Origin of the sequence: Streptomyces sp. NPDC051555 (assembly GCF_044454405.1) — a bacterium.
Classification (GTDB): domain Bacteria; phylum Actinomycetota; class Actinomycetes; order Streptomycetales; family Streptomycetaceae; genus Streptomyces.
The window spans coordinates 884,746-898,892 of record NZ_JBITDP010000001.1; the positions used below are offsets into that span (position 1 = coordinate 884,746).

Consider the following 14,147-nt stretch of genomic DNA (forward strand, 5'->3'; position numbering starts at 1 on the left):
GGGCACCGGTGAGTCCACAGCACTAGCGGGTCGGCATCAGCCTTCGATGCGGTGCTGGGTCCAGAAGGAGGTCAGGTCCGTGGTCGTGGCGGCCTGGGCGGCCGCCTTGAACTCGGCCGTGGTCGAGACGCCGTACCAGTGGGCCGCGGCGTAGTCCTTGAGCAGCTTGGCCATGACGGTGTCGCCCAGGACGCGGCGCAGGTCGTGCAGGGCGCACTTGCCGTAGCCGTAGACGACGGTGGAGTAGCGGGACGAGTGGGCGTCCCAGTAGCCCATCGAGTTGGTGATCTTCTCGGCCGTCCCGGACCAGGAGACGCTGTTCCAGCAGCTCGCGCCGGTCTTGTTCTGCGCCAGGTCGGTGGCGTAGTCGGTGAACGACTCGTCGAGCCACGGGCTGGTGTACTCGTCGTCGCCGACGATGCCGTACCACCACTGGTGGGCGATCTCGTGGGTCAGCGCCGTGGTGCTGACCAGGTCGAGGACGAAGCCGGGGTACTCCATGCCGCCGAACCAGTAGTTGTTGTCGATCACCGCGTCCAACTCGCCGTACGGGTAGGCACCGAACCGGGCCGAGTGCGCGTCCACGGCGGACTTGGCGGTGCTGAGCATCGACTGCGCGTCGGCCGAGCTGATGCCCGAGACGGAGTAGATGTTGACCGGGGTGCCGGCCGCCGAGGTGCCGGAGATCCTGCTGAACGGGCCGGCCGCCCAGGCGAACTCGCGGACCTTGGTGGCGGTCGCGGTGGTGACCGTCCGGCCGCTGGTCCCGGGCGTGTCGACGGAGCCGCCCGTGGCCGGTACGAGCAGGCTGCTCGGGTGGTCGAGGGTCACCTTGAAGTCGGAGGCCAGCGCGTAGAAGGACTCGCCGTTGTTGGTGTACGGGTCCAGGTGCCAGCCGGCCCCGTCCTTGACCGCGAGCACGGGCAGGGCGTTGCCGACCATGCTGAAGGCGCCGTCGTAGCCGAAGCGGTCCGCACCGCTGGGGACCGTGATGCCCAGGTCGAAGCCGATCGTGGCGCTCTGGCCCTGGGCCAGCGGGGCGGGCAGGGTGATCTGGAGGGCCGTGCAGCCGACCGAGAGGGCGCCCGCGGTGCCGCCGGTGACGTTGGTGACCGAGATCGGCATGGCGGCGCAGGTGCCGTGGTAGTTGTCCCACAGCCGCAGGTACACCTCGCCGAGCGCGGTCGCCGAGGCGTTGGTGAAGGTCGCGCTCTCGTGACCGGTCCAGCCGGTGCCGCTCGCGTTGCTGGTGAGGTTCACCGTGTAGGCGGGCGCGGACGGGGTGCGCGTGGAGTCCCCGGGCGGGGTGGTGCCGCCGGAGGTGTCGAGGGCGACGTCGTCGACGACGAAGCTGGTCTGGAGGCTGGAGTCCTCGGTGCCGGTGAAGGCGAGGCTCACGGTCTGGCCCGCGAAGGCCGATACGTCCAGCGACTTCTGCACGTAGCCGGTGTTCTTGTCGAGGTTGGAGTACGTCGCCAGCGTCGTGGTGCCGATCTTCGCCGTCAGCTTGTCGTACTTCGTGGACGTGGTCGTCTCGGCCGTGTCGATGTGCAGCCAGAAGGTGAGGGTGGCGGTGCTGCACCCGGAGGGGATCGTGACGCTCTGGGAGAGGGTGTCGGTGTGGGTGCTGCCGACGCCGTTCAGCCAGGCGAACCGGGTGCCGCCGTGGGCGCTCTGCCCGGCGCGGTTGGTGATGATGCTGGTCTGCGACTGGGTCCAGGGCGAAGTGCCGCTCTCGAAACCGCCGTTGGCGACGACCTGGGTCGGGGTGCAGGCGGCGGCGACCGGGGCGGGCCGGGGTGCGGCCGTCGCCGGGCTGCCGGAGAGCGTGGCGGCGGTCAGCGCCGCGACGGCGAGTGCCGTCGCGGCAAGGGTCTTGTGGGGGGTCGTTCTCACTCGGAACTCCTTTGAGACGGCCGGGATGACGGCCTGCTCGGTGGCGGCCCGACCGGCTCGGGTGGGCCGGCGGGCAGCCGCGGGCTGCGCGCATCGCTCGCGCGATCGCTGGGGTGAGATGTCTGGCGCGTTCCCTTGGGTCAGGGGACGCAGGCGGAAGCCTGGCAGACGTGACCAGGACATGCCATCCGGGATAGGTAAAGGTGTTCCCAGCTGTTCCCCGCCTCCCGCCCGGTGGCGAAGTCCGCGCGGTGGGCGGGGTGTTGGCGGCTCAGGTGGTGGTGCGGGCCGCGAGGGCGGCCAGCGCCGAACGGCTGGCGACGCCCGTCTTTCGGAAGATGTGCGAGAGGTGGGTGTCGACCGTGCGCGGGCTCAGGTAGAGCCTGGCCGCGATCGCCGGGGTGGTGAGGCCCTCCGTCACCAGGGCCGCGATCTCCCGCTCGCGCGGGGTCAGCCCGGGCAGGGCGGGAGCGGGCGGGGCGGGCGCGGGGCGGGAGGGCCCGGCGGGGGCGGAGTCGGTGTAGGCGTCGGGTCCGGGGCCGGAGGCGTCGGCGGGCCGGGGCGGGGGAGCGGCGGACGGGGCGAGCGTCGCGAGCGGCCGCGGGACCGCGGGCGCCGGGGGGAACAGGTCCGCGAGTCCCGTCAGCAGGCGGGAGCCCCCCGCCTCGGCCATCCCGCGGCCCCGCTCCCACGGGCCCGCCGCCGCGCCGGGATCGCCGGCCTGCGCCGTCAACGACGCGCCGATCAGCAGCGCCTGGGCCTCCCACAGGGTCGCGCCCGCGCGCGCGGCCTCCTCGGCCGCCCGGGCGTACTGCCGCGCCGCGGCGGCGGGCTCTCCGCGGCCGGCCAGCAGCTGGCCGGCGCTGCGCAGGGCCGAGGCCCGCTGGCCGGGCAGCCCGAGGCGTTCCGCGTCCTGCCCGGCCAGCGCGGCCCACCCGGTGGCGGCGGCCAGGTCCCCGGTGGTGACCGCGGCGGTGACCAGGGCCTCCAGCAGCAGGGGCCGCATCGAGGGTTGGAGGCCCGCCAGTTCCGGCCCGCCGCCCGCCCGCAGCATCGCGGCCCGGGCCCGGACCGGGTCACCGCTGTGCAGGGCGGCGTAGCTCATCACGTACCACACCAGCGAGCTCCACCAGCTGGTCGACGGTCCGGCGAGGGCGACCGCTTCCTCCGCGACGGTGAGGGAGGTGCGGTCGCCCGGCGGCAGGGACGCGATCAGCACCTGCGCCTTGTTCGCCAGGACCAGGGCGAGGAGTTGGTCGCTGCCGATGCCGCGGGCGATGCTCTCCGCCTCGTCCGTCTGGTCCAGGGCGGTGTCGAGCCGACAGGTGTTCATGTGGACGGCCGCCTTGCACAGCAGTAGGTGCGCCATGATGTGCAGGGGGCCGCTGCGGCGGGCGACGGCCAGTCCGCGATCGGCGTGCCGCTCCGCGTCCTCGAACCGCTCCAGGTAGAACTCCGCCAGACTCAGCCGGGACAACGGCTCGCACATGTCGGCGAGTTCGTGGTCGGCCAGCGCGTCCACGCGGTCGGCGGCGCGGTCGATGAAGCCCAGAGCGGTGCTCACGTTCCCGCCGTACGCCTCGCCGAGCGCCGAGATCGCCAGCGCGCCCGCGGCGGCCGGGGCGTCACCGAGCCGCTCCGCCAGGTGGAAGGTCCGCTCCACGGTGCTCCGGACCTCCGCGTAGTCGAGGGAGTGGGGCGTCGACGAACTGAGTTCGAGTCCGAGGGCGAGCGCCGCGGCCGGCCGCGGCGCGGGCACCCGGTCCAGCTCGCGCCGCAGCAGTGCGACCGCGGCCCCGTAGTGGCCGAGGTGGCGCTCCATCGAGGCGCACAGGGTCACGGCATCGGCGCGCACCCGGTCGTCCTCGCCGGCGGACGTCTGCGCGATCAGCTCTCGCAACAGGTCGCGGCTCTCGCGCAGTTCGCCGCAGACGCTCAGCGCCCGCGCCCGCCGCAACAGCAGGTCCAGCCGGCGCCCCGTGTGACCGGGGGCGTCCGGCAGCACCCGCAGCACCACCTCCAGCCAGTGCGCGCAGCTGGCCGGGGCGGTGGTCTCCGACTGCCCCGCCGCCTCCAGCAGGACCGCGGCCAGTTCCGGGTCCCACCCGGTCAGGGCCCGCTCGACGTGCGGGGCCCGCGCGGCGGCCGAGGTGCCGGCCCGGGCCAGGGCGGCGGCGGCCCGCCGGTGCATCCCGGTGCGCCGCCGGTGCTCGGTGTGCTCGTGGACCACGGTCCGCAGCACCGGGTGGCGCAGCGACCAGCTGCCGCCGGGCGCGGGCCGCAGCAGGTCCCGCCGGGCCAGTACGGCCAGGTCCGCGTCGAGCACGGCGGCGTCCGGAGCCTCGGCGACGACCGCCAGCAGCGCGGGCGTGGCGCGGTCCCCGAGCACGGCGACGGCCTCGGCCGTGCGGCGCTGGGCGGCGGTGAGCGGGGTGAGTTCGTCGAGGAGCAGCGCGCCGAGGTCGCCGGTGGGCAGCGCCGGGCCGGGCTGCTGCTGGAGCAGGGCCAGGAAGTAGAGCGGGTTGCCCTCGCTCGCGGCGTACAGCCGGGCGGCGCGGGCCGGCGCCAGCCCCGGTGCGAGGTGCTCCACGCACACGCGCTCGTCGAGGGGGCCGAGGTCCAGGCGCAGTACGGCGCCGGTGTCGGCGCCCCGGGTGAGCGCGGCGGCGAGGGAGGGCGAGGTCTGGCGGTCGCGCCGGGCCACGACGATCGTGACGGGGGCGCGCAGCGGGTGCCGCACGAGGTGGTCCAGCAGCTCCAGGGAGGCCGGGTCGGCCCAGTGGAGGTCGTCGAGGGCGATGAGGAGGCCGCGTCCGCCGCCGTGTTCGCCGCCGAGGGCGCCGAGGGCGCCGAGCAGCCTGGCCACCGCGCGGTGCAGGGAGAACCGGTCAGCCGGGGCCGAGGTGTCCCGCCGGTGCCGGGCCCGAGCACCCGGACCCGTACGTTCCGCGCCCCCCTCCGCCGCTGCTCCCGCCGCCGCGAGCGCGCCCGGGCCGGAACCAGGTCCCGGCTCGTGGTCACTGCCCGGGCCCGAGCCCGAGCCCGTACCAGCGCCCGTGCCCACGCCCACGCCCGGCCCGTGTTCCGCGGGCGCGGAGACCCCGTACAGGACGGGCCCCACCGGCTCGGCCTCGGCCGCCACCGCGCGCAGCGACTCCGGATCCAGATCGGCGAAGGCGTCGGTGAACAGGCGGAAGGGAATGTGCTGTTCGTATTCGGTGGCCCGACCGCGCAGCACGGTCAGGCCGCGGCCGCGGGCCCGCGCGCACACCTCGGTGAGCAGCCGGCTCTTGCCGATCCCGGCCGCGCCGACGAGGTCGACGACGGCCGGCACGCCGGCGCGCCCGTCGAGCACCCGGTCCAGCCGGTCCAGCTCGGCCCCCCGGCCGAGCAACACGGTCCCGTGCGTCATGGCCCCACCCCCCGGTGTCCGTTACCCGCACCGCTGTCCGCTACCCGCATTCGGGGCCGGGGATACGTAGGCGGTCCTACGGATGCCGCGACGCGGGCGCCGCTGTCAGCATCGAGGGGGCCGGGAACGCCGGAGTGGGGGCCGGACGGTCCCGGCCGCCATTCGACGACGTACCTGGTGACCCACCCGGTGTCGTACCGAGTGCGGTCCCGATGACGCACCGGCGCCCCGACCCGACACCGCGCCCGACGAGGAGTCCGCATGCCCCGATTACGCGCGTTCGCCGTTCCGCTCCTGACCGCTCCGCTGCTCGCCCTCACGGCGTGCTCCGGCTCGGGCTCCGATTCGGGCGCGGGACTGGGCCTGGGCCTGGGGCCGGACCGTGCCACCCCGTCCGCCTCCGCGTCGCCCTCCGCGTCCGCTCCGCCCACTCCCTCGTCCTCTCCCTCCGGTCCCGCCCCCGGCACCCTGCCGGTGCCCACCGGCGTGGCGTCCCGACCGTGCACGCCCATCGCCTCCCTGGACGCGGCGGGCCTGGGCGCCTACATCAAGGCCCTGCGGGCCAGCGACCGCACGACGTCCTCCTATTCGGCGCTCTTCATGGTCGATACCGGGGTGTACCTGCGGCTGAAGGACGCCCAGCGCCCGTGCGAGCCGATCCGGGTGCGGCTCAGCCACTTCCGGGTGCACATCGCCAAGGCCACGCCGGGATCCTCGACGGGGGGCTTCGCCTTCACGTACACGCCCCTCGAAACCCTCACCGTGTCGGCCGGCCCGGGCGACGGCTTCGCCGAGGGCAGCAAGCCCCCGGGCACCGAGAAGTGCGGCGGCACGCTGTCGGTTTCGTACCTGGGGGACGAGGTGACGCCCCGGGAGCTGCCGTCCCAGCTGCAGTTCCCGAAGACGGACTCCACGCTGGACTGGACGCTGGCCGACGTCTCCGCGGACCGGGTGCTGGACGCCGTCTTCAAGCCCCCGGCCGACTCGGGCTCCTGCTGACGGCGCGGGCTCCCGCTGACGACGGCGCGGGCTCCCGCTGACGACGGCGCGGGCTCGCGCCGACGACAACTCGGGCTCCCGCTGACAACGACTCGGGCTCCCGCCGACGACGCGGGGCGGCGCACCGCGGGGGTGCGCGCCGCCGGTCGGCCGCGGGGTCGGGCGGGCCTGCCCAACGGCCCACCCGGGTTGCGGGGCGCCCCGGGGGCTGTTGGGTTGGCAGGGAGACCGCGCGGCCGACCGGGGCCCGCGCGGCCGGGCGAGCGGAGACACGTCGTGGCCAAGGCCTATCTGGTGGGTGCGGGGATCGCTTCCCTGTCAGCAGCGGCGCTGTTGATCAGGGACGGCGGCTTCGAGGGCGCGGACATCACGATCCTGGAGGCCCAGGGACGTACCGGCGGGAGCCTCGACGCGGCGGGTGACCCGGACACCGGCTACACCATGCGCGGCGGACGGATGTTCGAGCTGCACTTCGAGTGCACCTACGACCTGCTCGCCTCCATCCCCTCGCTCGACGCACCCGGCACCTCCGTCACCGAGGACACCTTCGCCTTCCACGAGGACTTCGCGTGGAACGACAAGGCGCGCCTCGTCGACGGCACCGGTCGACCGGTCGCCACCCGCTCCATGGGCTTCTCCGAGCGCGACCGGCTCGACCTGGTCGCCTGCGTGGGCACCCCCGAGTCGCGCCTCGACGGCAAGCGCATCTCCGACTGCTTCGCACCGGAGTTCTTCACCACGAACTTCTGGTACATGTGGTGCACGACCTTCGCCTTCGAGCCCTGGCACTCGGCGATCGAGTTCCGGCGCTACCTCAACCGGTTCGTCCACCTCTTCAAGACCTTCGACACGATGTCGGGCATCTACCGCACCCGCTTCAACCAGTACGACTCGATCGTGCGCCCGCTCCAGGCCTGGCTGCGGACGAAGGGCGTCCGCTTCACCATGGACACCACCGTCACCGACGTCGAGCTGGCCGACGGCGACGGCATCACCGCCACCGCCCTGGTCCTCGTGGCGGCCGGCGGCGCCGTCGAGCGGATCGCGCTCGCGCCCGAGGACCTCGTCCTGGTCACCAACGGCTCGATGACCGCGAACTCGACCCTGGGCACCACCGACACCCCCGCCGTGCTGGACACCTCCGCGCCGGACGCCTCGTGGCGGCTGTGGCACACCCTCGCGGCCAAACGTCCCCACCTGGGCGACCCCTCGGTCTTCGACACCTCCGTCGCGGACTCCACCTGGGGGTCGTTCACCGTCACCACCAAGGACCCGACGTTCTTCAAGGCCATGGAGGAGTTCTCCGGCAGCGAGGCCGGCAAGGGCGGGCTGATCACCTTCAAGGACTCGGGCTGGCTGCTGACCATCGTGCTCAACCACCAGCCGCACTTCCACGAGCAGCCCGACGACACCTACGTCTGGTGGGGCTACGCCCTCTTCCCGGACAAGCCCGGCGACCACGTGCACAAGACGATGGCCGCGTGCACGGGCCGGGAGATCCTGTCCGAGGTGCTCGGGCACCTGCGCCTCGCGCAGAGCGAGCAGATCCTCGAATCGTCGGTCGTGCGGCCCGCGCTGATGCCCTACATCACCAGCCAGTTCCTGGTCCGCAAGGCCGGTGACCGGCCGCAGGTCGTCCCCGAGGGCTCCACCAACCTGGCCTTCATCGGGCAGTACGCCGAGGTCCCCGACGACGTGGTGTTCACCGTCGAGTACTCGGTGCGCACCGCCTGGACCGCCGTGGCGGAGCTGCTGCACCTCGACCGGCGGCCGCCGCCGGTGTACAAGGGCGGCCACGACCCCAAGGTGCTGATGGAAGCGCTGCACACCATGCACCGGCGCTGAGCCGGGCGCGGGCCGGGTCCCCGTACGGCGACGCCCGCCCGCCCGATCGAGCAGAGCGGCCCCCGGTCCCGTACCGGGGGCCGTTCGTGTGGGCCGCGGGCCCGCGCCTCCCCCGACTGGCGGACCGTCAGCCGACACTCCGTCACCCCATCGGTGTGCCCGCCTCGCGCGCGCCCCTCCGATCCGCCAGGGTGATGATCATCGGCCGCCCGGCCCGCCTCCCCGGCGTCATCCGGCGGTGCACCCACCCTTCCCCGCCCGGAGGACACCTTGCAGAGCCCGCCCTCCCCGCACCACCCCTCCCGCCGCCACGTCGTACGGGCCGGGGCCGGTGCCGCGGCCGTGCTCGCCGTGGGCGCCTGCCCCGCACCGGCGACGGCCGCGCCCCCCGCCGCGCCGGACGCCCCGGCGGCCCCCCGGGACGCGGCGCCGGACCTGCCCCTGCGGGCCGACACCACCACCCAGGGCGACGTCCTCGCGGGCTTCCGCAAGGACCACGTCTGCCTGTTGCTCATCCACTTCCACGCGCCCGCCAAGGCTCGCGGCTGGCTCGGCAAGCTCGTTCCCCAGCTGTCCACCACGGAGAAGGTCACCCGCTTCAACGCCGCCTTCAGCGCCGCGCGCCACCTGCGCAACGGCGTCGACCCGGCCGCGATGTCGGCCTCGTGGGTCGGCGTGAGCCTCACCTACCCCGGCCTGAGCGCGCTCGCGGAGAAGGACCCCTTCCCCGCCGTCCTGGCGGGCAGCACCGCCGAGGCCTTCCGCGAGGGCGCCGCCGGTCGCGCGGAGGAGCTGGGGGACACCGGGGACAGCGCCCCCGAAGCGTGGCTCTTCGGGGCCGGGGGCGAGGAGGTGCACGCAGTCCTCACCCTGGCCGCGGACGATCCCAAGAGCCTGGGCGACGCCGTCCACCGGCACTGTCTCGCGCTCGACCGCGTCGAAGCAGAGGTCCTCTTCCGGCAGGACGGCGCCACCCTGCCCGGCGCGCTGCGCGGCCACGAGCACTTCGGCTTCCTCGACGCCATCAGCCAGCCCGGCGTACGCGGCTTCGACGCGCCCGACCCCGTCAACGGCACGGGCGTGCGCGGCAAGCCCGGCTCCCGACTGGTCCCGGCCGGCGAGTTCGTGGTCGGGCAGGAACGCGTCGGCGCCCGCCCCGCCGGACTGCCCGCATGGGCCACCGGCGGCTCGTTCACCGTCGTGCGGCGCCTCGCGCAGGACGTCGCGGGCTGGTGGGAGCAGGCCGAGGAGTGCCTGGCGGAGCTGAAGCGGTCCGGAGCGGCGCCCGCCGACGCGACCGCGGCCTGGCTCGCTTCCCGGATGGTCGGCCGTTGGCCCGGCGGCGCGCCGGTCGCCACCTGCCCGGCCGCCGAACGCGTGCCGCTGCCCGGCGAGGACATCGACGGACTGCTCGACTTCCGCGAGGACCTGCAGGGCTGGACCACGCCCCTGTTCTCCCACATCCGCAAGAGCAACCCCCGCGCCGGCCTCACCACGGTCCCCGGCCGGCCGCCGCTGGCCGCCTCCGTCCTGGACAACCGCCGCATCATCCGGCGCGGCATCCCCTTCGGCCCGCCGCTGCGCCCGGGCGGCGGGCCCGGCGGGCACGGGGGCGCCGGCGCCCGGGCCGGTTCCCCCGACGACGCCGCGCGCGGACTGCTCTTCATCAGCCACCAGGCCGACCTCGTCGAGCAGTTCGAGTTCATCGCGAAGCGCTGGGTCAACAACGCGGACTTCCCCCCGGCCCGCCATCCGCTCCCCGGCGCCGACCCGGTCATCGGATCCGGCTCCGCCGCGACCTTCGAGTGCCCCTCGGCGAGCGGTGGCCGCGCCACCACCCTCACCTTCCGCCGGCACGTCCGCACCGAGGGCACGGTCTACGCCTTCACCCCGTCCCTGCCCACCCTGCGCGCCCTCGCCGGGGGCCGGCTCGACACCGCCATCGAGGTCCACCCCGGCACCGTGCTGCGCCCCGGCGACGTCCTGGACGCGGGCGCCGCCCGGCTGGCCCTGGAGTCCAACGGGGACCTCGTCCTGTGGGGCCGCGACGATCGGAGCCTGTGGAGCGCGGGCACCGCCGGAGCGGGCGCCGAGGCGCACTTCTCGGCCGACGGGGAGCTGAGCGTGCGCACCGAGGCCGGGGCGGTGAGCTGGTCCTCCAAGACCGCCGGTCACCCGGGCGCCCGCCTCCTCGTCCGCCCCACGGGCGACGTGGTCCTGCTCCAGGGCGGTACGACGCTGTGGCGCGCCGCGGGGGCGACCCCGGCCACCTGAGGGCGCCGCCGCCGGGACCGTACGCCGCCGGTCCCGGCGGCTCAGTCGGTGGGGGAGCGGTCCGAGACGGAGACGAGCAGGACGCGGGTGTCCGCGCTGGTCGCGCGCCAGCGGTGACGCACCCCGCCGGTGAGGTAGAGGGTGTCGCCCCGCCCGAGGCGGTACGTGCGGCCCTCGGCCTCGACCTCGGCCGCGCCGTCCGCGACGTACATCAACTCGTCGCCCCGGTGCGTGAATTCACGGTCGGCCTGCTGTGCGCCCGTGAACTCCAGGGCGTGCATCTGGTGGTGACCGCGGACCAGGGGGCGGACCCCGCCGTCGGAGGCCAGGCCCGCGTCCTCCCGGGCCCGGACCACGTCCACGGAGCGGTCCGCCGCGTCGGCGGCGGCGAGGAGCTCCACGGCGGTGGTGCGCAGGCCGTCCGCGATCCGCTGGAGCGAGCGCATGCTGGGCCGGGCGCGCTCGTTCTCGATCTGGCTGAGGAAGGGCACGGACAGGCCGCTGCGCTCCGCGACCGCGGCCAGCGTGAGGTCCAGGGCCCGCCGGCGGCGGCGCACGGCGCCACCGAGTCCAGGGCTCGCCGCACCGCCCGCGGCGGGTTTCTCCGTCATGATCGCGTCCTCCCCGGGTCACCTTACGTGCGGCCGGGCGATGTTTCGTACGCCCGTCACACAGCTGACACAACGGGCCCCTACCTTCGAACTCGTTCGAGTTCATCAAAGAAAGTTTGAGGAGGGGTAGTCGTGCCCACCGTCGACCAGAACCAGCGCCGCCGCCGCGGCACCGGTCTCATCGCCCTGGATCCCGACGCGGCGTTCGAGGGCCACACCCTCTACGCACCGCTGACCGGCGGCGGCGAGGTGTACCTGGTGAACCTGCGCGGCGAGACCGTGCACACCTGGAAACTGCCGCACCGCCCCGGCCGCCACGCCCGGATCCTGCCCGGCGGACTCCTCGCCTACAACGGGGTCCTGCCCGGCGAGGACGCCCTCTTCCCGATGTGGCACAAGTACCGCGGTGGCGTCATGGGCGTCCACGCACCCGACGGGACGGTGCTGCGCGAACACCGCGACCCGCTCCAGCACCACGACGCCCACCACTTGGACGACGGCGGGATCCTCTACACCGCCCTCGAACCCCTGACCGGCCGCGAGGCGGCCGCCGTCCGCGGCGGCGCCGCCGGTTCCGAAGCGGACGGCACCGTGTGGGCCGACACGATCAAGCAGGTCGACGCCGAAGGCGACGAGGTGTGGTCCTGGCGCGCGGCCGAACACCTGGACCGCGACGCGTACCCGCTGCACCCCGACTACGCCCGGGAGCACTGGCCGCTGATCAACTCCGTGGTCCCGCTCGCGGACGGCAACATCCTCGCCAGCCTCCGCAGCGCGTCCGCCGTCGTGATCATCAGCCGGGAGACCGGCGAGGTCCTGTGGCGCACCGAGCCGGGCACCGTCTCCCAGCAGCACCACCCCACCGAACTGGCCGACGGCAACCTGCTGGTCTTCGACAACGGGGTGTTCCGCCCAGGGCACGACGTCCCCTACTCACGGGTGATCGAGATCGACCGCGGCTCCGGGAAGGTGGTGTGGGAGTACCACGACCCCGCCAAGGAGTCCTTCTTCGCCCCCTTCATGGGCGCCGCGCAACGCCTCCCGAACGGCAACACGCTGGTCACCGACTCCCCGGCCGGGCGCCTCTTCGAGGTCACCGCCGAGGGCGTGCTGGTCTGGGAGTTCATCGTCCCGCAGTTCGGCGGATACGAGGAGTCCGAGGTCCGCACCCTCTTCCCCGCCGAGCCGAACGCGGTCTTCCGCGCCTACCGCTACGCGGCCGACGAACTGCCCTGGCTGGAGTCCGGATCATGAGTACGACGCCCCCGCCCGCCGCGTCCCCCGCCGCGCCCCCGGCGGCCCCGCCGACCCCACCGAGCTCCGCGACGACGCCCGACCCCGTCGACGAGCGGATCCCCCTGCGGCGCCTCGCCCCGCTCGCCGTCCAGCACGTCCTCGCCATGGCCGCCGCGCCCGTCTCCACCGTCTTCCTCACCGCGGGCGCCCTGCGGCTGACCGGTGCGCAGAGCGCCGCACTGCTCAGCGCGGTGCTCGTGTTGTCCGGAGCCGGATCGCTGCTCCAGTCCCTCGGCATCTGGACGTTCGGGGCGCGGCTGCCGTTCGTCATGCTCCCCGGTGGCGCCGCCACCGCGCTGTTCATCCAGACCGCCAAGGACCACGGCCCGGCCGTCGCCTCCGGCTCGGTGCTCCTGGCCGCCGCGCTGCTCTTGGCGGTGGTCCCGCTGTACGCCCGCATCGTGCGGCTCTTCCCGCCCCTGGTCATGGGGGTCACCGTGCTGCTGATCGGGATCGCCATGATCCGCGTCGCCGCCCAGCTCATCGCCGGGCCGACCGGGAACCCGCCGCCCCGGGCCGTGGTCCTGGCCGGCGTCACGGTGGCGGTGACCCTGGCCGCGTACCTCCTCCTGCGCGGCGTCTGGCGCCAGAGCGCGGTCCTCATCGGCATGGCCGCCGGGACCCTGATCGCGGTGGCGACGGGGCTCGGGACCTTCGCCCCGGCCGCGGGCAGCGGTTTCGCCCTGCCCCACCCCTTCCCCTACGGGACGCCGCGGTTCGACCTCCTCGCGGCCCTGCCCCTGCTCCTCTTCAGCCTCACCACCCTGGCCGAGATCACCGGCCAGAGCGTCCTCAACAGCGAGACGGTCGGCCGCGCGGCCGACCCGGGCCGCGACGTCCCGAAGATCGCCCGCGCCGACGCGCTGACCTCGCTCTTCGCCGGCGTGCTCGGTACGTCCCTGATGGTGACCAGCTCGGAGAACATCGGCATCGGCCGGCTGACCGGCGTCCGCAGTCGGTACGTCACCGCCGCCGCCGGCGGCCTCCTCGTCGCCCTGGGCCTGCTCTCCCCGCTCTCCCGCGCGGTCGCGGGCCTGCCGCCGGCGGTGGTGGGCGGATCCGCCCTCGTCGTCTACGCGGTGATCGCCGTCATGGGCGTCCAGATGCTCGCGCGCGCCGACCTGGCCGAGGGGAGCCGGTCGATGGTCGCCGCCCTCGCCCTCGCCGTGGGCCTCCTCCCGGTGCTCGCCCCGAACCTCTACGGAGCCTTCCCGGGCTGGGTCCGTACCGTCCTCGGCTCCGGCGTGGTCGCGGGCACCCTCGCGGCCGTCCTGCTCCACGCCCTGTTCGCCGCCCGGGGCCCCGATCGGTCAGGAACGGAGAAGCCGGACCGGACCCCCGGAACCTAGCGTGGAGGCCATGGACATCAACCTTTCGCAGTGCTTCATCGCCGTCGACGACCACGACGCGGCGATCCCCTTCTACCGGGACGTCCTCGGCCTGGAGGTGCGGGGCGACGTCGGGGCGCACGGGATGCGGTGGGTGACGGTCGGCGCGCCGTCGCAGCCCGACGTGGACATCGTCCTCGAACCGCCGCTCGCGCACCCGAACGCCTCGGCCGCCGACCGCGAGGCGGTGGCCGACCTGCTGGCCAAGGGCCTGCTGCGCGGGGTCGTCTTCCGCACCGACGACTGCGACGCCGTCTTCGAGCGGATCCGCGCAGCGGGCGGCGAGGTGGTGCAGGAGCCGATCGACCAGCCGTACGGCGTCCGCGACTGCGCCTTCCGCGACCCGGCCGGCAACATGCTGCGCTTCAGCCAGGCGCGGGGGCGCTGACCCCCGACCCGCGAACGGGCGCCCCCGACCCGGCCGGT

General features: G+C 74.6%; 9 protein-coding genes. 6 read left to right on the forward strand and 3 right to left on the reverse strand.

Annotation, left to right across the window (positions count from 1 at the left end):
* Positions 1-36: 36 nt before the first annotated feature.
* On the reverse strand, positions 37-1,896 hold the full coding sequence (locus tag ACIBEA_RS03765; RefSeq protein WP_399257545.1) for a M1 family aminopeptidase: 1,860 nt from the start codon (positions 1,894-1,896) through the stop codon (positions 37-39).
* Between the two features lie 271 nt (positions 1,897-2,167).
* A complete protein-coding gene (locus tag ACIBEA_RS03770; RefSeq protein ID WP_399257547.1) occupies positions 2,168-5,308 on the reverse strand; it encodes an AAA family ATPase in 3,141 nt (1,046 codons plus the stop codon).
* Positions 5,309-5,569: 261 nt separating this feature from the next.
* Between ACIBEA_RS03770 and ACIBEA_RS03775 the strand changes: the two genes are divergently transcribed.
* From ACIBEA_RS03775 to ACIBEA_RS03785, 3 genes are all read left to right on the forward strand, one after another.
* Complete coding sequence (locus ACIBEA_RS03775; protein WP_399257549.1) at positions 5,570-6,307, forward strand: hypothetical protein; 738 nt, start codon at positions 5,570-5,572, stop codon at positions 6,305-6,307.
* A gap of 276 nt (positions 6,308-6,583) precedes the next feature.
* Positions 6,584-8,152, forward strand: a complete 1,569-nt coding sequence (locus ACIBEA_RS03780) for an oleate hydratase (RefSeq protein WP_399257551.1) — start codon at positions 6,584-6,586, stop codon at positions 8,150-8,152.
* A gap of 270 nt (positions 8,153-8,422) precedes the next feature.
* On the forward strand, positions 8,423-10,426 hold the full coding sequence (locus tag ACIBEA_RS03785; protein ID WP_399257553.1) for a Dyp-type peroxidase: 2,004 nt from the start codon (positions 8,423-8,425) through the stop codon (positions 10,424-10,426).
* Between the two features lie 41 nt (positions 10,427-10,467).
* Here the strand turns inward: ACIBEA_RS03785 and ACIBEA_RS03790 are convergent, their stop codons facing one another.
* Positions 10,468-11,037 (reverse strand): helix-turn-helix domain-containing protein, encoded by a 570-nt coding sequence (locus ACIBEA_RS03790; protein ID WP_399257555.1) that lies wholly within the window; start codon positions 11,035-11,037, stop codon positions 10,468-10,470.
* Between the two features lie 132 nt (positions 11,038-11,169).
* On the opposite strand from ACIBEA_RS03790, the gene ACIBEA_RS03795 reads away from it, so the two are divergent.
* Genes ACIBEA_RS03795 through ACIBEA_RS03805 form a run of 3 tightly spaced genes read left to right on the forward strand, consistent with a single transcriptional unit; the run spans position 11,170 to position 14,109 of the window.
* Positions 11,170-12,291 carry an aryl-sulfate sulfotransferase gene (locus ACIBEA_RS03795; RefSeq protein WP_399257557.1) on the forward strand — a complete coding sequence of 374 codons (1,122 nt, stop codon included), beginning with the start codon at positions 11,170-11,172 and terminating at the stop codon, positions 12,289-12,291.
* Complete coding sequence (locus ACIBEA_RS03800) at positions 12,288-13,682, forward strand: uracil-xanthine permease family protein (RefSeq protein WP_399257559.1); 1,395 nt, start codon at positions 12,288-12,290, stop codon at positions 13,680-13,682. The genes ACIBEA_RS03795 and ACIBEA_RS03800 overlap by 4 nt, the downstream gene beginning before the upstream one ends.
* A gap of 10 nt (positions 13,683-13,692) precedes the next feature.
* A complete protein-coding gene (locus ACIBEA_RS03805; RefSeq protein ID WP_399257561.1) occupies positions 13,693-14,109 on the forward strand; it encodes a VOC family protein in 417 nt (138 codons plus the stop codon).
* The last annotated feature ends 38 nt before the right edge of the window (positions 14,110-14,147 follow it).